Origin of the sequence: Streptomyces sp. KPB2, assembly GCF_003950055.1 — a bacterium.
In the GTDB taxonomy this organism is placed as follows: domain Bacteria; phylum Actinomycetota; class Actinomycetes; order Streptomycetales; family Streptomycetaceae; genus Streptomyces; species Streptomyces salinarius.
Genome location: NZ_CP034353.1, coordinates 2,671,944 through 2,697,006, shown reverse-complemented (window position 1 = coordinate 2,697,006; position 25,063 = coordinate 2,671,944). Strand labels below are relative to the sequence as shown.

At 72.2% G+C, this 25,063-nt stretch carries 22 protein-coding genes; 7 read left to right on the top strand and 15 right to left on the bottom strand.

The window, feature by feature from the left end; genetic code table 11:
• Positions 1-6: 6 nt before the first annotated feature.
• The 3 genes from D1J63_RS11550 to D1J63_RS11540 form a co-directional block, all read right to left on the bottom strand.
• Positions 7-1,836, bottom strand: a complete 1,830-nt coding sequence (locus tag D1J63_RS11550; protein WP_125628829.1) for a glycoside hydrolase family 18 chitinase — start codon at positions 1,834-1,836, stop codon at positions 7-9.
• A gap of 147 nt (positions 1,837-1,983) precedes the next feature.
• A complete protein-coding gene (locus D1J63_RS11545) occupies positions 1,984-2,625 on the bottom strand; it encodes a response regulator transcription factor (protein WP_102929175.1) in 642 nt (213 codons plus the stop codon).
• A complete protein-coding gene (locus D1J63_RS11540) occupies positions 2,622-3,818 on the bottom strand; it encodes a histidine kinase (RefSeq protein ID WP_125628828.1) in 1,197 nt (398 codons plus the stop codon). Before D1J63_RS11540 ends, D1J63_RS11545 begins: the two co-directional genes overlap by 4 nt.
• A gap of 152 nt (positions 3,819-3,970) precedes the next feature.
• Here D1J63_RS11540 and D1J63_RS11535 point away from each other — a divergent pair, with 152 nt between their 5' ends.
• Positions 3,971-4,576, top strand: a complete 606-nt coding sequence (locus D1J63_RS11535; RefSeq protein ID WP_125628827.1) for a hypothetical protein — start codon at positions 3,971-3,973, stop codon at positions 4,574-4,576.
• Positions 4,577-4,618: 42 nt separating this feature from the next.
• On the opposite strand, the gene D1J63_RS11530 is transcribed toward D1J63_RS11535, so the two are convergent.
• From D1J63_RS11530 to D1J63_RS11520, 3 genes are read right to left on the bottom strand one after another with little or no spacing between them, the layout of a single operon-like run.
• A complete protein-coding gene (locus D1J63_RS11530) occupies positions 4,619-5,191 on the bottom strand; it encodes a cob(I)yrinic acid a,c-diamide adenosyltransferase (protein WP_125628826.1) in 573 nt (190 codons plus the stop codon).
• 13 nt (positions 5,192-5,204) lie between these two features.
• Entirely contained in the window at positions 5,205-5,954 is a 750-nt protein-coding gene (locus tag D1J63_RS11525; protein WP_102929180.1) for an ABC transporter permease, read from the bottom strand.
• A gap of 17 nt (positions 5,955-5,971) precedes the next feature.
• A complete protein-coding gene (locus tag D1J63_RS11520) occupies positions 5,972-6,754 on the bottom strand; it encodes an ATP-binding cassette domain-containing protein (protein ID WP_125628825.1) in 783 nt (260 codons plus the stop codon).
• Positions 6,755-6,846: 92 nt separating this feature from the next.
• Here D1J63_RS11520 and D1J63_RS11515 point away from each other — a divergent pair, with 92 nt between their 5' ends.
• The 4 genes from D1J63_RS11515 (at position 6,847) to D1J63_RS11500 (ending at position 11,817) form a co-directional block, all read left to right on the top strand.
• Positions 6,847-7,488 (top strand): TetR/AcrR family transcriptional regulator, encoded by a 642-nt coding sequence (locus D1J63_RS11515; protein ID WP_125628824.1) that lies wholly within the window; start codon positions 6,847-6,849, stop codon positions 7,486-7,488.
• A 136-nt stretch (positions 7,489-7,624) separates the two neighbouring features.
• Positions 7,625-8,473, top strand: a complete 849-nt coding sequence (locus D1J63_RS11510; RefSeq protein ID WP_125628823.1) for a 3-hydroxyacyl-CoA dehydrogenase family protein — start codon at positions 7,625-7,627, stop codon at positions 8,471-8,473.
• Positions 8,474-8,642: 169 nt separating this feature from the next.
• Positions 8,643-8,966, top strand: coding sequence for an STAS domain-containing protein (locus D1J63_RS11505; RefSeq protein ID WP_003973611.1), 324 nt, complete (start codon positions 8,643-8,645; stop codon positions 8,964-8,966).
• Positions 8,967-9,201: 235 nt separating this feature from the next.
• Positions 9,202-11,817, top strand: a complete 2,616-nt coding sequence (locus tag D1J63_RS11500) for an ATP-binding protein (protein ID WP_125628822.1) — start codon at positions 9,202-9,204, stop codon at positions 11,815-11,817.
• An 88-nt stretch (positions 11,818-11,905) separates the two neighbouring features.
• On the opposite strand, the gene nucS is transcribed toward D1J63_RS11500, so the two are convergent.
• Positions 11,906-12,577, bottom strand: a complete 672-nt coding sequence (gene nucS / locus D1J63_RS11495; RefSeq protein WP_125628821.1) for an endonuclease NucS — start codon at positions 12,575-12,577, stop codon at positions 11,906-11,908.
• Between the two features lie 290 nt (positions 12,578-12,867).
• On the opposite strand from nucS, the gene D1J63_RS11490 reads away from it, so the two are divergent.
• Positions 12,868-13,260, top strand: coding sequence for an SCO5389 family protein (locus tag D1J63_RS11490; protein WP_003973607.1), 393 nt, complete (start codon positions 12,868-12,870; stop codon positions 13,258-13,260).
• A gap of 82 nt (positions 13,261-13,342) precedes the next feature.
• Here D1J63_RS11490 and D1J63_RS11485 read toward each other — a convergent pair whose 3' ends face one another.
• Positions 13,343-14,371: an LLM class flavin-dependent oxidoreductase gene (locus D1J63_RS11485; RefSeq protein ID WP_125628820.1), complete on the bottom strand. Its 1,029-nt coding sequence runs from the start codon at positions 14,369-14,371 to the stop codon at positions 13,343-13,345.
• Between the two features lie 254 nt (positions 14,372-14,625).
• Between D1J63_RS11485 and D1J63_RS11480 the strand changes: the two genes are divergently transcribed.
• Positions 14,626-14,958: a hypothetical protein gene (locus tag D1J63_RS11480; RefSeq protein ID WP_061442504.1), complete on the top strand. Its 333-nt coding sequence runs from the start codon at positions 14,626-14,628 to the stop codon at positions 14,956-14,958.
• A 17-nt stretch (positions 14,959-14,975) separates the two neighbouring features.
• On the opposite strand, the gene D1J63_RS11475 is transcribed toward D1J63_RS11480, so the two are convergent.
• From D1J63_RS11475 to mce, 7 genes are all read right to left on the bottom strand, one after another.
• Complete coding sequence (locus D1J63_RS11475) at positions 14,976-15,845, bottom strand: ABC transporter permease subunit (protein WP_125628819.1); 870 nt, start codon at positions 15,843-15,845, stop codon at positions 14,976-14,978.
• A complete protein-coding gene (locus D1J63_RS11470; RefSeq protein WP_125628818.1) occupies positions 15,842-17,122 on the bottom strand; it encodes an ABC transporter ATP-binding protein in 1,281 nt (426 codons plus the stop codon). The genes D1J63_RS11475 and D1J63_RS11470 overlap by 4 nt, the downstream gene beginning before the upstream one ends.
• Positions 17,123-17,247: 125 nt before the next feature.
• Entirely contained in the window at positions 17,248-18,018 is a 771-nt protein-coding gene (locus D1J63_RS11465; RefSeq protein ID WP_176153741.1) for an ABC transporter permease, read from the bottom strand.
• Positions 18,019-18,020: 2 nt separating this feature from the next.
• Complete coding sequence (locus D1J63_RS11460; protein WP_164712802.1) at positions 18,021-19,013, bottom strand: ABC transporter ATP-binding protein; 993 nt, start codon at positions 19,011-19,013, stop codon at positions 18,021-18,023.
• 109 nt (positions 19,014-19,122) lie between these two features.
• On the bottom strand, positions 19,123-20,055 hold the full coding sequence (locus tag D1J63_RS11455) for a hypothetical protein (protein ID WP_061442499.1): 933 nt from the start codon (positions 20,053-20,055) through the stop codon (positions 19,123-19,125).
• A 207-nt stretch (positions 20,056-20,262) separates the two neighbouring features.
• The gene (gene scy, locus D1J63_RS11450; protein ID WP_125628815.1) at positions 20,263-24,243 is read right to left on the bottom strand and encodes a polarized growth protein Scy; all 3,981 of its coding nucleotides are present in this window, start codon (positions 24,241-24,243) and stop codon (positions 20,263-20,265) included.
• Positions 24,244-24,476: 233 nt separating this feature from the next.
• Entirely contained in the window at positions 24,477-24,917 is a 441-nt protein-coding gene (mce, locus tag D1J63_RS11445) for a methylmalonyl-CoA epimerase (protein WP_061442497.1), read from the bottom strand.
• Positions 24,918-25,063 lie beyond the last annotated feature (146 nt).

The following is a 25,063-nucleotide window of genomic DNA, read 5'->3' as shown; positions in this document are numbered from 1 at the left end:
CGCGGTCTACTTCAGCCCGCTGTCGATGGCGCTCACCAGTTCGCCGTTGGCGGTGTCGCCGCTGAACTCCCAGAAGAAGGCGCCGCCGAGGCCCTGCTGCTCCGCCCAGTCCATCTTGGACTTGATGGTGGCCGGGGTGTCGTAGGACCACCAGTTGGTGCCGCAGTGGGCGTAGGCGGTGCCGGCGATGGTGCCGGTGGCCGGGCAGCTGTTCTTGAGGACCTTGTAGTCCTCGATGCCCGCCTCGTAGGTGCCGGCCGCCGGGCCGGTGGCGGTGCCGCCGGGCGCGGACTGGGTGACGCCGGTCCAGCCGCGGCCGTAGAAGCCGATGCCGATCAGGAGCTTGTCGGCCGGCACGCCCTTGGCCTTGAACTTCGCCATCGCGTCGGCGGTGTTGAAGCCCTGCTGCGGGATGCCGTCGTACGCGGTCAGCGGCGAGTGCGGAGCGGTCGGGCCGTTCTTCGCCCAGGCGCCGAAGAAGTCGTACGTCATCACGTTGTACCAGTCGATGTACTTCGAGGCCTCGCCGTAGTCGGCCGCGTCGATCTTGCCGCCGTCCGAACCGTCGGCGGTGACGGCCGCGGTGATCAGGTAGTCCTGGCCGAACTCGGCGCGCATGGCCTTCATCATGCTGCTGAAGGCGTTCGGGGCGCTGGTCTCGTCACAGCTGAGACCGCAGGCGTTCGGGTACTCCCAGTCCAGGTCGATGCCGTCGAAGACGTCGGCCCAGCGCGGGTCCTCGACCAGGTCGTGGCAGGACTTGGCGAACGCGGCCGGGTTCTTCACGGCGTCGGGGAAGCCGCCGGACCAGGTCCAGCCGCCGAAGGAGTAGAGGATCTTGATGTTCGGGTACTTGGCCTTCAGCTTGCGCAGCTGGTTGAAGTTGCCCCGCAGCGGCTGGTCCCAGGTGTCGGCGACGCCGTCGACGGACTGGTCGGCGGTGTAGGCCTTGTCGTAGTCGGCGTACGCGTCGCCGATGGTGCACTTGCCGCCCTGGACGTTGCCGAAGGCGTAGTTGATGTGCGTGATCTTGTCGGCGGAGCCGGAGGTGACCAGGTTCTTCACGTGGTAGTTGCGGCCGTAGACGCCCCAGTTGGTGAAGTAGCCCATCTTGACCTCGCCACCGGGGTTCGGGTTGCCGCCGTCCCCGCCGCCGGTGGTCGTGACCTTCACGGAGCCGCTGGCCGGGCCGGTCTGGTCGGCGGTGTCCCGGGCCTTGACGCTGTACGAGTACGCGGTGCCCTTGGTGAGGCCCGTGTCCGTGTAGCTGGTGCCGGTGACGGTGGCGACCTTCGCGCCGTCCCGCAGGACGTCGTAGTTCTTGACGCCCTTGTCGTCGGTGGCCGCCGACCAGGACAGCTTCACCGAGGTGTCGGTGATGTTCGAGGCGGTGGGCGTGCCGGGCGCGGAGGGGGCCTCGTCGCCGGGGACCGAGGTACCGTCGCAGCTGCCGCCGTTGAGCTTGCAGTTGGACGGGGAGCCGGGGCCGCTGCCGTTGAAGCCGAAGGAGACCGAGGCGCCGGGGGCGAGCGTCCCGTTCCAGCCGACGTTCTTGGCGGTCCAGTGGTCGCCGGAGTTGGTGACGGTGGCGTCCCACGCGGCGGTGACCTTGGTGCCGGAGGGGAAGTCCCACTCGACGGTCCAGGAGCTGAGGGAGGTGGTGCCGGTGTTCTTCACCGTCCACTTGCCGCCGAAGCCCGTGCCCCAGTCCGAGGTCTTCTGGAAGGTGGCCGTGGCGCTGGTGGCCGCCTGGGCCGGGCTCGCGAGGCCGACCAGACCGGCGAGGGGAAGCGCCAGGGTCGCAGCGAGTGCCGCGGCTTTGTGTCTGAAGCGCATGTGAGCCTCCTTATATGGGGATGTTGTCGAGGGCATGACTGAGCCTCATGCCCGCAGTGCGGCGAGAATAGAAAGGTCTGGACCACAGGTCAATAGGTCTGGACCAATGTGGCGGCCAGTGGTTGAACCCGTGCCGGACCGGGAAAACTAGATCCCCAACTCCTGTGCCAGCACCGCCGCTTGCACCCGGCTGCGCAGCCCCAGCTTCCCCAGCAGCCGGCTGACATGCGTCTTCACCGTCGCCTCGGCCATCTCCAGCCGCTCGGCGATCGCGGCGTTGGACAGGCCCTCGCCGAGGCAGGACAGCACCTCGCGCTCACGCCGGGTCAGATCCCGCAGCACCGCCGGGTCGGCGGCCGGCTCCCGCACCGGCTTCGCGGCGAACTCGGCGATCAGCCGCCGGGTGACGGCCGGCGCCACGATGCCCTCGCCGCCCGCCACCGTGCGCACGGCCGCGATCAGGTCGTTCGCCTCGGTGTTCTTCAGCAGGAACCCGGCGGCCCCCGCCCGCAGCGCCCCGAAGACGTACTCGTCCAGGTCGAAGGTGGTCAGCACCAGCACGTCGGCGAGCTGCTCCCCGACCACGATCCGGGTCGCCGACACCCCGTCCAGGCGCGGCATCTGCACGTCCATCAGCACCAGGTCCGGACGGAGCCGGCGGGCCAGCTCCACCGCCCGCTCCCCGTCCGCGGCCTCCCCGACCACCTCGATGTCCGGTGCGCTGCCCAGGATCAGCACCAGCCCCGCGCGCACGGCGGACTGGTCCTCGGCGACGAGGACGCGGATCATGCGAGGTCTCCTTCGGTCAGGGGGAGGCAGGCGCGTACGGCCCAGATCCTGTCGCCCGGCGAGGCGGGGCCCGCCACCACCCCCGCCTCGAACGTGCCGTGCAGCAGCGCGGCCCGCTCCCGCATCCCGACGAGACCGGCGCCGGAACCGGGGGCGCGCGGGGTGTCCCGCTCGCCGTACGGGCTGGTCACCTCGACCCGCAGGGCGCCCTCGTGCCGGTCGAGGCGGACCCGGACGGCGCCCTTCGAGCCGTGCTTCAGCGCGTTGGTGAGCGACTCCTGCACGATCCGGTACGCGGCCAGCTCGACCGGGGCGGGCAGGTTCTCGCCGGGGCACGCGTCCAGGGTGACGTCCAGCCCGTTGGCGCGGGCGCCGTCGACCAGTGCGCCGAGCCCGTCGAGGGTGGGGGCGGCGGCCGGCTCGGTGTCCCCGCCGTCGTCCCGCAGGATGCCGATCAGGCGTCGCATCTCGGCCAGCCCCTCGACGCTGTTCTCGCGGATCACGCCGAGCGCCTGCCGGGTGGTCGCCGCGTCGTCCAGGGAGAGCGCGGCCGTGGAGTGGATGGCGATCGCGGAGAGGTGATTGGCGACCATGTCGTGCAGCTCGCGGGCCATCCGGGCGCGCTCGGCGGTCACCGCCTGCGTCCGGTCCATCTCCGCGAGCAGCGCGGTCTGTTCGGCCCGCAGCAGGGCGGCGTCGGCGGCCTCGCGGTGGTTGCGCACGATGAGGCCGGTGGAGGCGGGCGTGAACGTCACGGCGCCCGTGACGACCCCGATCAGCAGCGCCTCCGGAACCCGCAGCACCGCGAAGGGCACCAGCGTCGCCGCGATCGACAGCATCCCGGTGATCCACGGCAGCCGGCGTGCCGTGGCGGGCGGTCCGTACAGGACGGCGGCGTACATCAGGTCGGTGTACATCACGATCGTGGCGATGCTGCCCTGGGTCATGAGGTCCGCGGCCAGCGCGAGCGTGCCGGTCAGCAGGGCGGTGCGCGGTGCGGTGCGGCGCAGCAGTTCGCAGCCGGACATCAGGGCGAGCGGCACCAGGAGCGGTCCGCCGCCGTCGAAGAGGACCTGGGGATCGCCCGACTCCCGCAGGCCCAGCCCGGAACCCCACAGCAGCAGTCCGCCGAGGAGTCCGGCGAGCGCGGCCCACACGTCGAAGCGGGGCGGGCGGGGGAGTCGTGCGGCCATGCCACCATCCAACACGGCCCGCGCCCCGCCCGCCTGATCCCGGGGAAGGGTCCCGCACTGCATCTTTCGATGTACCGGAGGTTCGTCACCGCCGACGACGAACCCGGCGGATTCCGACGGGAGCCTGGAAGGGTGAACGAAGGGAGTGCGTCGTGGTCGTCGCGTTGATCATCGCCTGCGAGGTCGGCTTCTGGGTGCTGCTGGCCCTCGGCCTGGGCGCCCGCTACCTGCTGAAGTGGCGGCGAACCAGTGTCGTCCTGCTGCTGTGCGAGCCCGTCCTCGAACTGGTGCTGTTCGCCGTGACGGCCTACGACCTGAAGAACGGCGCCGAGCCCGGCTGGGAGCACGGCCTGGCGGCGCTGTACATCGGCTACACCGTCGCCTACGGCCACTACACGATCCGCTGGCTCGACGGCCACGCCGCCCACCGCCTGGCCGGCGGCCCGCCCCCGGCCAAGCCGCCGCGCTACGGCATGGCACGGGCCGCCCACGAGGGCCGGCTGTGGCTGCGCACCCTGCTGGGCGCGGCCGTGGCCTGCGCGCTGCTCCAAAGCGCGGTCTGGTACGTGGGCGCCGACGGCGACGTCTCGTCGCTGCGCTCCTTCCAGTGGACGGCCCTGCGCGTGGTCGGCATCCACGGCCTGATCGCCCTGACGTACCTGATCCGGCCGAAGCGGGGTCCGGCGGGCAGCGCACCGGTGGGCAGCGCCCCGAAGGGGCGCGGGGAACTGCGCGAGCAGCCACGACGATGTGATTAGGCGACCGACGGCCGGGCCGTCACGCCCCTGCCCGCGGAGCGCTCAGCGTTCCCCGCCCGGCACCCACAGCACGTCGCCGACCTCCTTGTTGGCCACCCGGGCCAGGATGAAGAGCAGGTCGGACAGCCGGTTCAGGTACGTGGCGGTGAGCGGGTTCATCGACTCGCCGTGGGCCTCCAGCGCCGCCCACGTCGAGCGCTCGGCCCGGCGGACCACCGTGCACGCCTGGTGCAGCAGGGCCGCGCCGGGGGTGCCGCCGGGGAGGATGAAGGAGCGGAGCTTCTCCACCTCCGCGAGGTACCGGTCGCAGTCCGCCTCCAGCTTGTCGACGTAGAACTGCTCGACCCGCAGCGGCGGGTACTCCGGGTTCTCCACCACCGGCGTGGACAGGTCCGCGCCCACGTCGAACAGGTCGTTCTGGACGCGGACGAGGACCTTGACGACGTCCTCGGACAGGCCGCCGAGGGCGATCGCGGTGCCGATCACCGCGTTCGCCTCGTTGGCGTCGGCGTACGCGGAGATCCTCAGGTCGGTCTTGGGCACCCGGCTCATGTCGCCGAGGGCGGTGGTGCCCTTGTCGCCGGTGCGGGTGTAGATGCGCGTCAGGTTGACCATGGGGCCAGCGTAGTTACGCTCCGGCGGTCCGGAAGACGCGTGTGCCCACCGTCACGGCCAGCGCGGTGAAGCCGAGGGCGACGAGGACGCCGTAGAGCATGTGCGCCGTGGCGTACGAGCCGACGTAGGCGTCCCGCACCGCGTCCACCAGATAGCGGAACGGCATCAGGTGCGAGAGCACGTCCAGCCACGCCGGACCCAGCGTCATCGGGAGCATCAGGCCGGACAGCAGCATCGACGGCATCGTCAGCGCGTTGATCGTGGGCCCGAACTCCTGCGGGGTACGCACCTTCATCGCCAGCGCGTACGACAGCGAGGCCAGCGAGACCGTGAGCAGCGCGACGAACGCGAAGCCGATCAGCACCCCGGGCAGCGGTGCGCGCAGGCCCATCACCAGCGCCGCCAGGACCAGCAGCACCGCCTGGAAGGCGAAGACGGTGGCATCCCGCAGGACCCGCCCGAGCAGCAGCGCCAGGCGGCTGACGGGCGTGACGCGCATCCGCTCCACCACGCCCTGGCTGTTCTCGATGATGATCGAGAACCCGGCGAAGGACGCGCCGAAGAGGCCCAGTTGCAGCAGCAGGCCGGGGACCAGCACCTGCCAGGAGCTGCCCCGCCCGCCGAGCGGCAGGTCGGTCAGGAGCGGGCCGAAGAAGAGCAGGTACAGCAGCGGCATCAGCACCCCGAACAGCAGCGCGAAGCGGGAGCGCAGGGACTGGCGCAGATAGCGGCCGTAGATCAGGCCGGTGTCGTGGAGCAGCATCGGGAATCCTCGCAGGGTCAGACGGCGACGGGGGCGGCGTCGGCCGGCGCCGCGCTGCGGCCGGTGACGGCCAGGAAGGTGTCCTGGAGGGAGGCGTCGGGCGAGCCGCCGTACTCCCGCTTCAGGGCGTCGGGAGTGCCCTCGGCGACCACCGTGCCGCCGTCCACGACCACCAGGCGGTCGGAGAGGGCGTCGGCCTCGTCCAGGTAGTGGGTGGTCAGGAAGACCGTGGTGCCGTGCTCGTCGCGCAGGCGGCGGACCAGGTTCCACAGGTCGGCGCGGCTGCCCGGGTCCAGGCCGGTCGTCGGCTCGTCCAGGAAGAGCACCTTCGGGCGGTGGGCGAGCGCCATCGCGATGTCCAGCCGGCGCCGCTGCCCGCCGGACAACGCGCCGCACTTCCGGTCGAGCAGCCCGGTCAGGTCCAGGTCGCGGGCCAGCTCCCCGGCGCGTTCGGCCGCCCGCGCCCTGGACAGCCGGTACAGGCGGCCCTGGGTGACCAGCTCCTCCCGGACCGTGATCTGCGTGTCCACCCCGCCCGACTGCGCCACGTACCCGCACGCCGCGCGCACCCCGGCCGGGTCCGTCGCCAGGTCGTGCCCGGCGACGGTGGCCGCGCCGCCGGTGGGGGCGAGCAGGGTCGTGAGCATCCGCAGGGTGGTGGTCTTGCCGGCGCCGTTGGGGCCGAGGAAGCCGAGGATCTCGCCCTCGCGGACGGTGAGGTCGATGCCGCGCACCGCCTCGACCGGACCGCGCTTCGTGGCGAAGGTGCGGGCCAGTCCGGCCGTACTGATGATTGCCATGCGTCCCAGAAAAACAGAGACGCTGAAATTTTGCAATGACACCAAATTTTCAGCGACACCAGTCAGTGCGTCGGCGCGGCTAGGATGCGCAGATGGCCGAGGGACTCAGGGAACGGAAGAAGCGGCAGACCCGGCAGTACATCTCGGATGTCGCCACGGGGCTGTTCCTGGAGCGCGGCTTCGAGGCCGTGACGGTGGCGGAGGTCGCGGACGCCGCGGACGTCTCCGTCAACACCGTGTACAACTACTTTCCGGCCAAGGAGGACCTGTTCCTCGACCGCTCCAAAGGGGTCGTCGACCGGCTGTCGCGCTGGGTGCGCGGGCGGCGCGACGGGGAGTCGGCGGCGTACGCCGTCCTGCGGGAGCTGCGCGAGGAGGTCGAGTCGGTGTCGCCCCGGATCGGCCTCATGGACGGATACGCGCGCTTCATGGGGGTCATCCACTCCTCGCCCGCGCTGCGTTCCCGGCTCTGGGCGATCGGCCAGGAGGTGCAGGACAACCTCGAACACACCCTGCGCGAGGAGACCGGCGCCCCGGACGACGACCCCGTCCCCTCGCTGATGGCCGGCCAGATCAGCTGGCTGCACGGCACGGTGATGGCGACCATCGGGCGCCGCCTGATGGCCGGCGGGAAACCCGCCGAAGTGTCCCGCGACATCCTCGTGCTGCTGGACGAGATGGAGGGCCTGTTGAGCGAGAAGGTGCTCAACTACGCCGTACGAGGCGCCGAGTGACACCCGAATGGCACCCCTCGGTGTGACGTCCGTCATTTGAGACGTGACGCGCGTTACTAACCGGTCACACAGCGCCTCACGCCCGCTAATCTCCGGCCGAGAGACGAGAATCAGCGCGTATCAGGGGAGTCGCACAGTGGCACGGAAGCTCGCCGTCATCGGAGCCGGTCTCATGGGATCGGGCATCGCCCAGGTCTCCGCCCAGGCGGGCTGGGACGTCGTCCTGCGCGACGTCACCGACGAGGCGCTGCGGCGCGGCACCGACGGCATCAAGGCGTCGTACGACAAGTTCGTCGCCAAGGGGAAGCTCACCGCCGAGGACGCCGATGCCGCGCTCGGGCGCATCACCGCGACCACCGACCTGGACGCCGCCGCCGACGCGGACGTCGTCGTCGAGGCCGTCTTCGAGAAGCTGGAAGTCAAGCACGAGATCTTCCGTACCCTGGACAAGCTGGTGAAGGACGGGGCGATCCTCGCGTCCAACACCTCCGCGATCCCGATCACCAAGATCGCGGCCGTGACGGAGCGCCCCGAGCGGGTCGTGGGCACCCACTTCTTCTCGCCGGTCCCGATGATGCAGCTGTGCGAGCTGGTGCGCGGCTACAAGACCAGTGACGAAACGCTCGCCACCGCGCGGGAGTTCGCCGAGTCCACCGGCAAGACCTGCATCGTCGTCAACCGCGACGTCGCGGGCTTCGTGACCACCCGTCTCATCTCCGCCCTCGTCGTCGAGGCCGCGAAGCTGTACGAGTCGGGCGTCGCCACGGCCGAGGACATCGACCTCGCCTGCAAGCTGGGCTTCGGCCACGCCATGGGGCCGCTGGCCACCGCCGACCTCACGGGCGTCGACATCCTGCTGCACGCCACGGGCAACATCTACACCGAGTCCCAGGACGAGAAGTTCGCCCCGCCGGAGCTGATGCGCCGGATGGTGGACGCCGGTGACATCGGCCGCAAGAGCGGGCAGGGCTTCTACAAGCACTGAGGTCACCTCAGCCCCGGCAGACATCACACGCCGGGGTGAATTCGGTATCGGTTCGCTTACAGGCGGCAACCTCCGGTCGTTTCGGCCAGTCAGAGGGTGCAACACCTGATATCGCCGAGAGATCACCACGCACGGACGACGAAGAGAAGACGCACGCCGGGGAGCGCATATGCACATCAGGGGCGACCACGTCGAGCTGGTCGTCGGGGGCCGCCTCGACGTCCGCAGCGCGGCGGACGCCCGTACGGTCCTGCACTCGGCCGTCGACGACGGAGTCGGCGACCTGGTGCTCGACCTGTCCGAACTGGACTCCTGGGACGCCACCGGACTCGGCGTGATCATGGGAGCCCACCGGCGGGCCGGCCGCTGCGGCCGGCGCCTGGTGCTGCGCGGCGTGCCGCCGCAGATGCAGCGCCTGCTGGTGGCCACCCGGCTGCACCGGATCCTGGCCATCGAGGGCGGGATCGGTGTGGAGACCCTGCCCCGGGTGTGAGTGAGGGTTCACACCTCCGACACACGCAATCCTCACGAGACCGTGACCTCTCGGACGGTCCGGCACCCCGGACTGTCGGAGATACTGAGCGAAGGTTTAGGGTCTGGCTGCCCGCTGCCTTTGCAAACCCGCCGGCGGGCCCGGACCAGAAGCGACAGCGCGGTGTGCGGCACAAGGCCGGGAGGGTGGTCCCTGCCGGGGCCCTGCACACGACGCTTTTGGGGGGCTTGAACCAATGGACCCGAACAACCGGGGCCCTGAGGAGTACGGCCAGGACGGCGACCACCAGGCGCCGCGCCCGCGCCCGCACAGGGACCCCATCACCTCCGACTTCGGACAGCACGCGCCCGCGCTCGCCCGCACGGTGCAACTGGTGTCCGGCGACTTCCTGCTCACCGTCAACCCCGTCGACGGCAGCGAGATCGAGGTGTGCCCGCCCGCGGAACGGCCCGCCCGGCCCGAGAAACTCACCGCGGCCGAACGCGCCGAGGCGGAGCGCGCCGCACGGCCGCCCGTCCCCCCGGGACCGGTCCGCACCGTGCTGGGCCTGCTGGCCCGCGAGGACGAACGCGAACGCCTGGTCCGGCTGCTCGCCCGCGGCCGCTCCGTCCGCCTCACCGGCCCCGCCGGCTCCGGCCGCACCAGCCTCCTCGACGTCGTCGCCGAGGACTGCGCGGGCCTCGCACCCGACGGCGTCGTCCGCCTGAGCGGCCACCACCGCACCGCCGACGACCTGCTCCACGACCTGTTCCACGCCGTCCACCGCGCACCCCTGCACCGCCCGGACCGGACGGAACTCCTCGCCCACCTCCGCGAGGTGGGCGCGGTCGTCGTCCTGGACGACGTCGAGTTCGGCGGCAGCGCCCTCGACGAACTCCTCGACGCCACCCCCGAGTGCGCCTTCCTCCTCGGCGCCACCCCGGACGTGCCCGCGCCCTCCGCCGACTCCGCCGTCGAGGAGGTCTTCCTCGCCGGCCTGGAGCGCGCGGACGGCGTGGAGCTCCTGGAGCGCGCCGCCGGCCGGACCCTCACCGAGGAAGAGGCCAACTGGGCCGGCGACCTCTGGTTCGAGTCCGAGGGCCTGCCGCTGCGCTTCGTCCAGGCCGGCGCCCTGCTGCGCCGCCGGGACCGGGAGCGGGCCGGCGCCGACGCCGTCGACGAGTTCGGCGTCTTCGCCGACGCCCGCCCGGACGACGACACCCCCTACGACGCCACCGACGCCGACGACGTGCCGCTGCCGTCCCTCGGCGAGGCCGCCGCGCCGGCACCGCTGCTCGCCTCCCGGCTCAGCGCCTCCGCCCGCGCCACCCTGGAGTTCGCCGTCGCGCTCGGCGGCGAGGTGCCGCACCAGGCCCACCTGCCCGCCCTGGTCGGCGACACCCACGCGGACGCCGCCCTCGGCGAGCTGGCCGACTGCGGACTGGTCTCCCCGGTCGGCTCCCGCTACCGGCTGGCCGCCGGGGTGCTCACCCAGCTGGAGAGCGCCGGGTACACCGACGGCATGCGGGAGCGGGCGCGGTCCGCCGCCCAGCACTACGCCTGGTGGGCCGGGCACCCCTCGGTCACCCCGGAGCGGGTCTGCGCGGAGGCCGACGCCGTATTGGCCGCCCTCGCCGTCCTGGTGCCCGCGACGACCCCGACCGCCGAGGACGAGGACAGCCCGGCCGTCCAGCTGGCCCGCACCGCGGCGCCCGCGTTCGCCGCCGGACTGCACTGGAGCGCCTGGCAGCGGGCGCTGCGCTCCGGCACCGAGGCCTCCCGGCTCGCCGGCGACGTCGCCGAACAGGCCTACTTCCACCACGAACTCGGTGTCCTCGCGCTGTGCGAGGACCAGCTGGACCGGGCCCGCGCCGAACTCGAGGCCTCCATCGGGCTGCGCGGCGCGCTCTCCGACAAGCGCGGCGCCGTCGCGGGCCGCCGCGCCCTCGCACTGGTCGCCGACCGCACCGGGGACACCCCGGGGCTGGGCAGCGGCGGTGCGGGCGTCGCCGGTGCCGTCGCCGGGTTCGGCGTCGTCGGCGCCGGGCTCGGGCCGACGGTGGGGGAGGAGGTGCCCGACGCCCGCAACGAGGAGTCGGTGTCGCCGTCCGCGGGCGTTCCCGCGCCCTTCCCGCCGCTCCAGCCGCCTCCCCAGTCCCCGACGCTCGTCACCCGCCGGGAGCCCGACGACGAGCCCTCCCGCACGGTCGCGGGCGGCATCAAGGGCTTCGCCCGGCGCAACCTGGTGGCCGCCGGAGCGGGCGCGTTGCTCGTCGCCGTGCTGGGCACGGTGGTGACCCTGGGGGCCACCTCCGAGAACGACGCGGGCGACCCCTCCAACGAGGTCGGCGGCACCCCCTCGGCGAGCCAGGGCATCGACGACGGCAGCCTCAACGCGGACCGGCCCTCCGACGACGGCAAGGACCGGGAGACGCCCGGCGCTCCGACCGACTCCGGCCCGGACGGCACCCCCGGCACGTCCGACGACCCGACGCCGACGGAGTCGGGGGAGCCTTCGGACGGGCCGAGCGACTCCGAGCAGCCCGGTGACCCGGGATCGGGCGACCCGAGCACCCCGAGCGATCCGACGACGTCGTCGAAGCCTCCCACGTCGCCCAGCCCGACGAAGTCGACGCCGACCGACCCGCCGTCGTCGCCGTCGCCGTCGCCGGACGAGTCCGAGACCGAGCCGCCGGAGTCCTCGCCCCCCGAGACCACCCCGGAGCCGCCCTCGAACAGCGCCAGTGACACCAACACCCCCACCGCCGCCAGCTCCCCGGTGGGCACCCCCACCGCCTCCCAGAGCAGCACCGGCACCGCAACGGGCACGTCCTCCGGCTCGGACGACCCGGAGGCCGGTCAGATCATCTGACCCCGCCGAGGGGGCGCAGACGCACGAAGGAGGGCCGGGTCCACCCGACGGACCCGGCCCTCCTCGCGTCGTAGGACGTGACGCCGCCTCAGAACAGCCGCAGCTTGTCGTCCTCGATGCCCCGCAGGGCGTCGTAGTCCAGCACCTGGCAGCCGATGCCGCGGTCGGTGGCGAGCACGCGGGCCTGCGGCTTGATCTCCTGGGCGGCGAACACGCCCCGCACCGGCGCGAGATGCGGGTCGCGGTTCAGCAGCTCCAGGTAGCGCGTGAGCTGTTCCACGCCGTCGATCTCGCCGCGCCGCTTGATCTCGACCGCGACGGTCCCGCCCTGGGCGTCCCGGCACAGGATGTCGACGGGGCCGATGGCGGTCATGTACTCGCGGCGGATGAGGGTGTAGCCCTCGCCCAGGGTTTCGATGCGGTCGGCGAGCAGCTCCTGGAGGTGTGCTTCCACGCCGTCCTTGATCAGGCCGGGATCGACGCCCAGTTCGTGCGAGGAGTCGTGCAGGATCTCCTCCATCGTGATGATGAGCTTCTCGCCCGCCTTGTTGACGACGGTCCAGACGCCCTCCTCGTCGCCCGTGCCCTCCTTCAGGGTGCAGGGCGGCGACATCCAGTTGAGGGGCTTGTAGGCCCGGTCGTCGGCGTGGATCGAGACGCTGCCGTCCGCCTTGACCAGGATCAGCCGGGGGGCCGAGGGCAGGTGGGCGGTGAGCCGTCCGGCGTAGTCGACGGAACAGCGGGCAATGACGAGACGCATGGTCGGCAACGCTACTCGACGCGCCCGGCCCGACGCGATTCGCCCGTGCCCGAGCGCCCCGCGGCGCACCCGTGCGCTGTCCCACTTCTCCCAATGGCCCCGTTGTGCGCACTGGCCGATTGTGGGCCTACCGGATGGTGTCCATCTGGGCATTCTCCTGGTGCCGTCACGATCGGTTGCTTACGGTATTGAACGGGAGGTCGCGAACTGTGTACGCAGCGTGTTCGGAATCGCGTACTCCCTTAACTGTCCGGCAACCCCTGCTGTTCGGGGGTGCGAGAGGAGAACCCATGTCGCTCGACGTCTCACCGGCCCTACTCGAACAGGCCGAGCGAGGCGAGGTCGACGAAGCAGACTTCGTCGACTGCGTCCGGACCTCCCTGCCCTACGCATGGGAGATGGTCAGCTCCCTGGTGGCACAGCTGAAGGTCGACGGCGGAGCCTTCGCCGACAACCAGACGCCCCCGCCGGACGAGCAGGCGCGCGGTCAGCTCCTGCGTGCGCTCGCGAGTGACGCCATACGCGGTGCACTGCAGCGGCACTTCGGGGTGCGGCTGGCCTTCCAGAACTGCCACCGGGTGGCGGTGTTCCCGTTGGACTCCTCCGTCGACGAGACGCTGACCAAGTTCACCTCGGTGCGCAGCCAGTTGCTGAACCAGTCGCCCGAACTGCGCGACTGCTGAGGCACCCAGAACGCCCGCTTGCCGCTCCGTACGTGGGAGGTGCAGTCGTCGTACCGGAGCGGCAAGCTCCGCGCCCGCCGGTTCAGCCGAGCTGGGGGAGCACCTCGGCCCCGAGCCGCCGTACGTTCTCCTCGGTCGCCGCGAGGTCTCCCGAGCCCTCGACGAGCAGGGCGAAGCGGGAGACGCCGGTGCGCTCGGCGGTCGCCGCGAGCCGGTCCGCGCACAGCCGGGGCGTGCCCACCGGGTGCAGCCCGCAGAGCAGTTCGGTGTAGGCGTGCGGGTCGCGCATCCGCCGCTCCCGGCCGTCCACCGTGACATGGGCGCCGAGCCCTTGCCGCAGCCAGCCCGGCATCGCCTTGAGCAGGGTCTCCGCCGCGTCCGCGCGCCGGTCCGCGATCTGGCAGACGCCGGCCGACACATGGGCGGCGCCGTGGATCTCCGCGGCCGTCCGCCCGGCCTCGCGGGCGTGGCGCCGCCACAGGGCGACCATCTCCGCCTTCTCCTCGTCGCCGACGTGCATCCCGAGGAGCATCGGCAGCCCCCGCTCGGCCGCCATCCGCACGCTCGACGGCGACGTGCAGGCCACGACGACCTCCGGGCCCGGTTCCTCGGACAGGGCCTCCGACGGCCGCGGCACGACCGGCACTTCGCGGAAGCGGTAGCGGTCCCCCGAGGCGCCGACGGCCGGCTCGCGCAGCCAGCGCAGCAGCAGGTCGAGCGAGTCCGGAAAACCCTTCTCGTACGCCTCCAGGCCCGCGCCGAACACCTCCAGGTCCACCCACGGACCGCCGCGGCCCACGCCCAGCGAGAAGCGGCCGCCGCTCGTGACGTGCAGCAGCGCCGCCTGCTCGCCGAGCGCCACGGGGTGGACGGTGGGCAGCACACTGACCGCGGTGCCCACCCGCAGGCGCCGGGTGCGGCCCAGCAGCAGTGCGGCCAGGGTCACGGCCGACGGACACGTGCCGTACGGCACGAAGTGGTGTTCGGCCAGCCAGACCGAGTCGAGCCCGGCCTCCTCGGCGACCTCGGCCGAGCGGACGGCGCGGTGCAGCGCCTCGCCCTGGCCCTGGCCCGGGAACTGGGCCCCCAACACGAAACTTCCTACGCGCATTGCCTTTTCCTGCTTCCTCGGCCCCGACGCGGAGCTCCCCCACAGGGCATAACCGCCTGACACGTGCCGAGGACACGGCCGGACGAAGGACTTTGCGGATTGTCTGCAGAATCGGCCGTTGTGGGACGGTGCCCCGGCCACGGACGGAACCCCGCGCGGGGGAGTTGCGGTGTTCGACGGCGTATGCGTACCCGTGTCCGTGCCGCGTAGGCTGGATGCCGCCCTGCTTCCTGTATAGCTCCGTGAGGTGTCCTGTGTCCCCGCGTCGCAACCGACCCAAGGGAGCCGGTTCCTCCGGCCGGAGCGCCGAGGAGGACGGCTCCGGCCGCTACGGCGGCTGGCAGTCCTCGGAGAGCTGGCAGGGCGAGGAGTGGAGCGTACGGCACGTGGCGGGCGCGAGCGCGCAGGGGAAGTCGTACCGCTGCCCGGGGTGCGACCAGCTCATTCCGGACGGAGTCCCGCACGTGGTGGCCTGGCCCGCCCACGCGGGCGTCGACGACCGCCGGCACTGGCACAAGGCGTGCTGGAACGCGAAGGACCGCCGCACCACGCGGGTGCAGCGGTCCCGTAACGCGCCGAGGTTCTGAGGGCCGGTCCGGCCGCCCTACACGTCCCGCTTCTCCAGCAGGGTGAAGGCGGCGGCGAACACGACCGCCGTCACGCCGAGCACGATCCACAGCGGGTCCCAGCCCGAGGGCCCGGACTCGGAGAGCGAGTTGGCGTAGAAGATGCTCATCTGGTTCGGGATCGAGTACTCGAACAGGGCCTGCTGCACGTCCTTGAGCGATTCCGAGAACATGAACAGCGCGATCACCAGCGGCGCGAGCAGGACGCCGATCATGATGGTGATGGCGCCCGCCGAGTGCCGGATGATCGAACCGACGGCCAGCGAGAGCAGCCCGAGCAGCGCGACGTAGAGCGAGACGCCGACGGTGCCCTTCAGCCACTCCTCGCCGGTGGGGTCGCCGGCGCCGTGGCCCTCCAGCATGGACACGTGGACGAGGCCGATCAGCGTCGCTGACACCAGGGTCACCACGAAGGCGACCAGGAAGAACACGATGCCCTTGGCCGCCAGCACCCGGCCGCGGCTGGGGCACGCGGTCATCGTCGTGCGGATCATGCCCGTGCCGTACTCGGACGCCGTGGTCAGCACGCCGAGGGTGATCACGCAGATGCTGCCGAGCAGCAGTCCGAAGAAGCCGAGGCTCAGCGCGCTCTCGCCGGCCAGGTCGGAGTCCGAACTCGCCACCACCGCGCCGGTCAGCAGCCCGATGCCGAGGACCAGCAGGACGAACACGCCCAGCGTCCACATCGTCGAGCGCACCGACTTGATCTTCGTCCACTCGGACGCCAGGGCGTGCAGGAGGGTCGTGCGCACCACCGGGATCGGCGAGGTGTAGGTCGGGTACGGCGAGCCGGGCGCCGCGTGCCAGTCGGGCGCGGCCTGCTGCGTCGGGGGCTGGGGGGTGCTCATCGGGCGTCCTCGGGCTTGGTCGGGTCGGTGACGGGCGCGGAGGCGGGCGCCGGGGCGGCAGCGGGGGGTGCGGGGGCCGCGGCGGGCGGCTGGGGCAGCTGCGGGGCGGGCTGGGCCTGCGGCGCCGACTGCGCCGCGTAGGGGTTGGCCGACTGACCGCCCGGCACCGCGTCGGGCGCCTGCGGGGCGCCGTACGGGCCCGCCGGGGCCTGGCCCGGGGCGCCCTGCGGCGCGGCGAAGGGCTGACCGCCCTGCTGGGGCGGCGGCGGGGCGTACCACCCCGGCTGGCCCTGCCCGGGCACCGGCATCGGCGGCTGCGCGCCGGGCGGCAGGGGCTGCTGGAGCCCGGCCTTCTGGTCGGCGGTCGACCGGTAGTCCACGGCGCCCTGCGTCATCCGCATGTACGCCTCCTCCAGCGAGGCCTGGTGCGGCGACAGCTCCCACAGCCGTACGTCGGTGTCGTGCGCGATGTCACTGATCCGGGGGAGGGCGAGGCCGGTCACCCGCAGCGCGCCGTCCTGCTCGGGCAGCACGTGGCCGCCCGCCTCGGTCAGCGCCGAGGTCAGCTTCTCGCGCAGCTGGGGCTCGGTGTCCGGCGTGCGCACGCGCGCGAAGTCCGCGGAGTTGGCCGAGATGAAGTCCGTCACGCTCATGTCGGCGAGCATCTGGCCGCGCCCGATGACGATCAGGTGGTCGGCGGTCAGCGCCATCTCGCTCATCAGGTGCGAGGAGACGAAGACGGTGCGTCCCTCCGCCGCGAGCGCCTTCATCAGGTTGCGCACCCAGTGGATGCCCTCCGGGTCGAGGCCGTTGACCGGCTCGTCGAAGAGCAGCACCTGGGGGTCGCCGAGCAGCGCGGCGGCGATGCCCAGCCGCTGGCCCATGCCGAGCGAGAAGCCCTTGGAACGCCGCTTGGCCACGTCCTGGAGGCCCACCACGCCGAGCACCTCGTCCACCCGGCGGGCGGGGATGCCGGAGAGCTGGGCGAGGCTCAGCAGGTGGTTGCGGGCGGCCCGGCCGCCGTGCACCGCCTTGGCGTCGAGCAGCGCGCCGACGTGCCGCGCGGCGTTCGGCAGCCTGCGGTACGGGTGGCCGCCGATCGTCACGTGCCCCGAGGTGGGGTTGTCCAGGCCCAGGATCATCCGCATCGTCGTCGACTTGCCCGAGCCGTTGGGCCCGAGGAAGCCGGTGACGGCACCGGGCCGCACCTGGAAGGAAAGGTTGTACACAGCGGTCTTGTCGCCGTAGCGCTTGGTCAGGCCGACTGCCTCGATCATGCTCCGCACCCATCGGAAGGTTCAGGGACAGCAGGGCACACGCCCCCGTAAGGGTTAGGAGGATATCCACGCGCTGACGGTTCCGTTCAAGCCCGGGCAAAATCCGACCCGCCGAGGAGCCTCCGCTAGGCGTCCCTGTGCTTCAGCACCGCGTACCCGCCCACGAGCGCCGCGATCACCCACAGTGCCATGATCCCGAGGCCGCCCCACGGCCCGTACGGCACGTCGTCGTCGATCGGCGTGACCACCTGCATGATCTTGCTGCCGGCCTGGTCGGGCAGGAACCGGCCGACCTTCTCCGTCGCGGGGACGTTGCCCAGGATGTTGGAGATCAGAAAGAAGAACGGCATCAGGATGCCCAGCGACAGCATGGGGGAGCGCAGCATCGCGGCGACGCCCATCGAGAACATCGCGATGAGGGTCATGTAGAGGCCGCCGCCGAACACCGCGCGGAGCACGCCCGGGTCGCCGATCGACGCCTTCAGGTCGCCGAGCATCGCCTGACCGAGGAAGAACGTGGCGAAGCTGGTGACCATGCCCACGACCAGGGCCAGGGCGGTCGCCACCGCGATCTTGCTGAACAGGAAGGTGCCGCGTCTCGGCACGGCGGCGAGCGAGGTGCGGATCATGCCGGTGCTGTACTCGTTGCCCACCACCAGCACCCCGAACACGATCATCGCCAGCTGGCCGAGGCTCGTGCCGGCGAAGCTGATGAAGGTCGGGTCGAAGGAGAGCTGGTCCCGCCGGCTCATGTCGCCGAACTCGTTCTTCGACAGCGCCGAGATCAGCATGCCGAGGGCGATGGTGACGACCACGGCGAGGCCCAGCGTCCACACCGTGGACGCGACCGACCTGATCTTGGTCCACTCGGACCGGAGGACCTGTGTCGCCGCCATGCTCAACCCCTCTTCCAGTCGCTGCCCCACTGCTGCCGCGGCGGCTGCCCGGGCGGCTGTTGCTGCTGCGGCACCGCGCCGGGCGGCTGCCCGTCGTGGGCGTGGTACTCCACCGACTCCGCGGTGAGCTGCATGAACGCCTCCTCCAGCGAGGCGCGCTGCGGGCTCAGCTCGTGCAGCACGATCTGCTGCCGCGCCGCCAGCTCGCCGACGGCCTCCGACTTGTCGCCGTCCACCTCCAGCACCCCGTCGCCCGCCTCGACGACCGGGACCCCGGCGTCGTGCAGCGCGTCGAGCAGCTGCTCGCGCTGCGGGGTGCGGATCCGGACGTAGCTGCGGGAGTTCTCCGCGATGAACTCGGCCATCGAGGTGTCCGCGAGGAGCCGGCCCTGGCCGATGACCACCAGGTGGTCGGCGGTCAGCGCCATCTCGCTCATCAGATGGGAGGAGACGAAGACCGTACGGCCCTGGGAGGCCAGGGTCTTCATCAGGTTGCGGATCCAGTGGATGCCCTCGGGGTCGAGCCCGTTGACCGGCTCGTCGAACATCAGGATCCGCGGGTCGCCCAGAAGCGCGCCGGCGATGCCGAGCCGCTGCCCCATGCCGAGGGAGAAGCCCTTGGTCTTCTTCCGGGCGACCGCCGACAGCCCGACCGTGTCCAGGACCTCGCGCACCCGCTTCTCCGGAATGCCGTTGCTCTGCGCGAGGCACAGCAGGTGGTTGTAGGCGCTGCGCCCGCCGTGCCACGCCTTGGCCTCGAGGAGCGCGCCGATGTACGTCAGCGGGTCCGCGAGCTCGTCGTAGTGCTTGCCGTCGATCCGCACGTCCCCGGCGGTGGGCCGGTCCAGGCCCAGCACCATCCGCATGGTGGTCGACTTGCCCGCGCCGTTGGGGCCGAGGAAGCCCGTGATGATGCCGGGTCTGACGGTGAAGGAGAGGTTGTTGACCGCCACCTTCTCGCCGTACCGCTTGGTCAGCCCCTCGAGCTCGATCATGGCGCCCACGCTAGAACGGGACGAGGCCCGCTGCCACCCCAGTGACAGAAGGCCTCGTCCTTCTTCGTACGTATGCGGCAGGCGCGCGCCCCGCGTGGGCCGGGCCGCCTCAGCGGGACTGCTGGGCCGGCACCCCGCGGGAGACGGACTCGTCCTCGACCGCCGGAGCGGCGGCCACCGCGGCGCCCGTGAGGGACGCCAGCATCTCGCGCACGTTGGTCAGCTGCGCGTTGATGGAGTCGCGGCGGTTGGTGAGGGCGGCCAGCTCGCGCTCGGACTCCGAACGGATCCGGTCGGCCTTGGCGTTGGCGTCGGCCACGATGTCCTCGGACTGGCGCTGTGCCGTCTCCACGGTCTGGCGGGCCCGGCGCTCGGCGTCCGTGCGCAGCTTCTCCGCCTCCAGGCGCAGCTGCTCCGCGCGGTGCTCGATCTCCGCGAGCCGCTTCTCGGCCTTGGCCTGACGGGAGGCCAGGTCCCGCTCGGACTGCTCGCGGCGCTTGGCGAGGTTCGTCTCGAAGTCGGCGGCGGCCTGCGCGGCCTTGGCCCGGGTCTCCTCGAAGAGCGCGTCGGCCTCGTCGCGCTTGGACTGCGCGTCCTTCTGCGCCTCGGAACGCAGCTGGGAGGCGTCGCCCTTGGCCTTCTCGACGATCCGGACGCCCTCGTCCTCGGCCTTGGCCTTGCGCTCGGCGGCGTACGACTCCGCGTCGTTGCGCACCTGCTGGGCGGCCGACTCGGCCAGCTCGCGGTGCTGCTCGGCCGCGCGCCGGGCCTCCTCGCGCAGGTCCTTCGCCTCTTCCTCGGCGAGCCGCAGGATCTTCTCGACCCGGGCACCGAGACCGGCGTACGACGGCTCGGCGTCGTTGACCTGGGCCTGGGCGTTCTGAGTCTCGAGGTGGAGCTCCTCGATGCGCTTTTCCAGAGCGGTGATGCGGGTGAGAGCGCTGTCACGGTCGGAGACGAGCTTGGAGATACGTTCGTCCACCTGAGCGCGGTCGTACCCACGCCGCACAAGCTCGAAGCCGTAGGGGGAAGTGTCGCTCATGGGGTTCCTGTCGAAAGAGACCGGGTGAGGTGATAGAGGGAATCCTAGGCGCCAATGCGGTGTGTCATCGAGCGGATGCACGTTTGATACGGAGAATGACACCTCTTTTGAGTGGCTGACCCTCGGATGGCTTGCCAAAGCTCTGGGCAACGGTCCCGTCGGGACTCGGCCAAAGATCTCCAGCAGACACCCAAATCACCCCGAATGCTAGCCGTCTGACGACTTGCCACCCGAACGTGGGGCGCCCACCGTGGCTCCGGCCTTCACGCCGTTGTCCTTCGCGCCCCCGGGCGCCTCGAACGACTCCAGTGCCTCCAGCACGTCCTGCACCCGGGAGATCTCCGCGTTGATGTCCTCGCGGCGCCGGACCAGGACCTCCAGCTCGCGCTTGCCCTCGTCGACCGTGGCCCGGGCCTCGCGGATGGCCTCCGCCTTCAGCTCCTCGGCCTCGCGGACCAGGGTGGCCTTCTTCTGCTCGGCCTCCTTGAGCAGCCCCTCGGCCTTCTTGACGGCGGCGATGCGCACCTTGCCGGCCTCGGAGTTGGCCTCCGACACCAGCTCCTTGGCTTTCGCCTCGGCCTTGGCCAACTGCTCCTCGGCCGCCTTGATGAGCGCGTCGCAGCGGTCGCCGGCCGACTTCATCGTCTCGGCGGCCTCGCGGCGGGCCCGCTCGTGCAGCTCCTCGATCTCGGAGGTGAGCCGCTCGCGCAGCTCCTCCGCGCGCTCCCTTATGGCGGTCGCGTCCCGGCGCGCGCCGACCAGCAGCTCGTCCGCGTCCGTACGGGCCTTCTCCACCCGGGTGTTGCCCTCGACCGTCGCCTCCTGGACGATCCGGTCGGCCTCCGCACGGGCCGCGCCGACCATCGTGTCGGCCTGCGACTCGGCGTCCGCGGTGGTCTTCTGGGCCTGCTTCTGCGCCTCGGTGAGCAGCTTGTCGGCCTCGGCGGTGGTCTCCGTGATGAGCGTGTCGACCTGCTCGGCCGCCTCCGAGCGCCGCTTGTTGGCGTCCTTGCGGGCCTCGTCGAGGGTCCGCTCGGCCTCCTCGCGGGCGGCCGTGGTGACCCGCTCGGCCTCCGCCGCCGCCTCGGTCCGCACCCGCTCGGCCTCGGCCCGGATCCGCTCCGCGTGCTGCTGTGCGGAGCCCACCGTGTCGGCGGCCTCGGCGCGCAGCCGCTCCGCCTCCCCGGTGGCGTCCGAGACCAGCTGCTCGGCCCGGGCGCTCGCCTCGGCGCGCACCCGCTCGGCCTCGGCGGTCGACTCGGTGCGCAGCCGCTCGGCCTCGGTGGCCGCCTCGGTCCGTACCCGCTCGGCCTCGCTCGCCGCCTCGGTGGTGACGCGCTCCGCCTCCGCGAGGGTCTCCGTGCGCAGCCGGTCGGTCTCGGCGACCGTCTCGGTGGTGAGCCGCTCCGCCTCGGAGCGCGCCTCGGTGATCAGGGTGTCCGCCTGCGTCGCCGCGTCGGACCGGATGCGGTTGGCGTCCTCGCGGGCGTCCGCCCGGGTGCGCGACGCGGACTGCTCGGCCTCGGCGATCGCGTCGGAGGCCTCGGTGCGCACCCGCTGGGCGTGCTCGGAGACGTCCGCGCGGATCCGGTCGGCCTCGGCGATGGCCTCGGAGACCGTCCGCTCGGCCAGCGTCTTGGCGGCCTCGGTCTCCTCCTGCGCCTCGCGCCTGAGGCGTCCGGCGTCCTCGCTCGCCCGCTCGCGCTCCGCGTAGGCGTCCGCGCGGACCCGGTCGGCCTCCTCCTGCGCCTCGGTCCGGGTGCGCTCCGCCGCGTGCTCGGCGGCGCTGCGCAGTCCGGTGATCTCCTCCTGGGCCTGCTCGTGCAGCCCGGCGACCGACTCGCGGACCTGCTGCGCGTGCTGCTCGGCGGCCGACACCATCTCGGTCGCGCGCCGGTCGGCCTCCTCGACCAGCCGCACCGCCTCGGCCTGCGCCTCCTCCACCCGGTTGCGCGCCGAGGCCAGCAGCTCCTCGCTCTGCTCGCGGGCCTGCGTGCGCTCCTGGTCGGCCTCCTGCCGCGCCGAGCCGAGCAGTTCCTCCGCCTCGCGGCGGCGCCGGGCGGCCTCCTCCTGGGCGGCGGCCAGCGCCTCCGAGGCCTCGGCGGCGATGCGCTCGGCGGCGGCCTGCGCCTCCGCCCGCACCCGGTCGGCGCTCTCCTGCGCCTCCGACTTCAGCCGCTCCGCCTCGCTCGCCGCCTCCGAGCGCAGCCGTACGGCGACGGCCTCGCCCTCCGCGCGGGAGGCGGACGCGTCCGCGGCGGCCTCGGTGCGCAGCCGTTCGGCCTCCGTCTCGGCCTGCTGCTGGAGCGTACGGACCCGCTCCGCGGCCTCGGTGCGCAGCCGCTCGCTCTCCTCGGCGGCCTCGCGGCGGATCCGCTCGCCCTCCTCGCGGGCCTCGGACAGCGCCTCCTCGGCGGCGGTGCGGCGCTCCTCGGCCTCGGTGTGCAGCCGGGTCAGCTCCTCGGCGGCCTCCGCCTGCCGGGCCTCGACGGCGCGCTCGGTCTCCTCGCGCAGCTCACGGGCGGCCCGCTCCGCCTCCGCCTGCAGCTCCTCGACGCGCTCGGCGGCCTCCGTGCGGTGCCGCTCGGCCTCCGCACGGGTGCGCTCCAGGGTCTCCTCGGCCTGCCGGCGCAGGGTCGTCGCCCGCTCGATGGCCTCGGCGCGGACCTTCTCGCCGTCCGCCGTCGCGGTCTGCCGCAGCTCGTCCGCGTCCGCCTTGGCCTTGGCGAGCAGCTCCTCCGCTGACTTCGCCGCCTCCTCGATCTGCGCCACGGCCTCCTTGCGGGCCTCGGCGCGGATCTTCTCGCCCTCTTCGACCGCGTCGGCCCGCAGCTGCTCGGCCTCGCCGCGCAGCCGGCGCGCCTCCTCCTGCAGCTCGACCGTCTTGGCGCGGTACTCCTTGGTGTCGTCCTTCGCCGCGCCCTTGAGCTGCTCGGCGATGTCGTGCGCCTCGCCGCGCAGCCGGTCCGCCTCGGCCTCGGCCTCGGAGCGGATCCGCTCGGCCTCCTCGGTGGCGGCCTTCGTGGTGCGCTTGGCGTCCTCCGACGCCTTGTTCAGCACGTCCTCGGCGGTCTTGGCCGCCTTGGACAGCTGGGTGGCCGACTCCTCGGCCGTGATCGTGCGGGCCCTCTCGGCGGCCTCGGCGACGATCCGCTCGGCCTCGGCACGGGCGTCCGCGACCACCTGCTCGGCCTCGGACCTGGTGGTCTCGGCGTCCTTGGTGGCCTCGCCGACCAGCCGGGCGACCTGCTCCTTGGCGGTGCGGGTGCGCTGCTCGTTGGTCGCCTCGGCGCTCGACAGCGCCTTGGCCGCGGCCTCCTCGGCCTCCGCGACCACCTTCTCGGCCTCGGCCTGCGCCTTGCGCAGCGCCTCCTCGGCCTCGGACATGCGCTGCTCGGCGGCCCGGCTCAGCTCCTGGGCCTCGCGGCGGGCGGACTCCGACTCGGTGGCGGTGGAGCTGCGCAGCTGCTCCGCGTGGTCGGTGGCCTCCTGGGCCTGGGTGGAGGCGGCGTTCAGCAGCCGCTCCGCGTCGGTGCGGGCCCGGCGCAGGATCTGCTCGGCCTCCGTGCGGGCGCTCTCCGCCTCGCTGCGCAGCCGCTGACGGGCCTCGGCGGTCAGCCGCTCGGCCTCCGCGCGGGCCGCGCTCATGGCCTGCTCGGCCTCCGCGCGGGACTCGTCGAGCAGCCGGCGGGCCTGCTGCTCGGTGCGGGCGCGCAGCTGCTCGGCCCACGCCACGTTCTCGTTGACGTGCGACTCGACGGTCTGCCGGCGCTCGGCCAGCTCCTGGTCCAGCTGCTGGCGGCGGGTCACCGCCTCCTGGTGCAGCTCCGCCTGGAGCCGGGCGGCCTGCTCGGCGTGCTCCTGGAGGATCCGCTGGGTCTGCGCCCGGGCCTGGCTCAGCTCCCGCTCCGCGTCGGCGCGCAGCTGGTCGGCCTGCGTCTGCGCGTTGCGCAGCAACTGCTCGGCCTGGTACCCGATGTCGCCGCCGTCGAAGGCGGGCCGGGACATGATGGTGCGCCGCGCCTCGTGCAGCTTGGCGCGCAGCACCTCGACCTGGTAGCCGAGGTCCTCGGCGTGCTGGATCGCCTTTTCCCGCTCGGTCTTCAGCCGCTTCATCTCGGCCTCGAACCGAGAGAGGTGGTCGACGTCAGCCGCCGGCTCTCGCTCCTGGCTCTCGTAGCCCCGCACTGCGCGGTCCCATCCGTCCCCTGGTCGCAAATCTTCCCGAACGAGCTCCGTCCGTACGCCGGACGGTGCCCCCGGGGAATGGTGTCAGATCAACGGCGGAGCATGTGCTGCTGCCCCGTCGCCGACCCCCCGAAACACGACCCCGGCGGTCCCGGCGCCCAGGGCGACAGGACCGGGTCACCCTGGACTGAGCGGCGACCGCACCCAACCCTACCGGCCCTTATGTACGAGGGTCAGTGCTCAGGTGACTCAACGGCCGCCGATGTGACCAGTTCTGTCAGTACGCCATGGCAGTCCTTGGGGTGCAGGAAGGTGATCCGCGATCCCATCGAACCGCGCCGCGGCTCGTCGTACAGAACGCGTACGCCCTTCTCCCGGATGTCCGCGGCGTCCGCGTCCACGTCCGCCGTACCGAAGGCGATGTGGTGGACGCCCTCGCCGTTCTTCGCGAGCCACTTGCCGACCGCGGAGTCCTCCCGGGTCGGTTCCAGGAGCTGGAGGTACGAGGCGCCGCCGTCCGAGGTCTCGTTGATTTTGAGCATGGCCTCGCGGACACCCTGCTCCTCGTTGACCTCGGTGTGGAACACCTCGAAGCCGTAAGTGGCACGGTAGAACTCGACGGTCGTGTCGAGGTCGTGGCAGGCGATTCCGATGTGGTCGATTCGCGTCAGCATGGATTCAGTGCAGCGCTCCGGAGGTGGTTACGCAACGTGCGCGCGATCACACCGACCGCCGGGTGACGGGCGGCATACCGCTCAGTACATTCAAGTAAACCCTCGTTCACTCCGCGGCCTGTGCGGGCCGGAAAAGGGGATGGCAG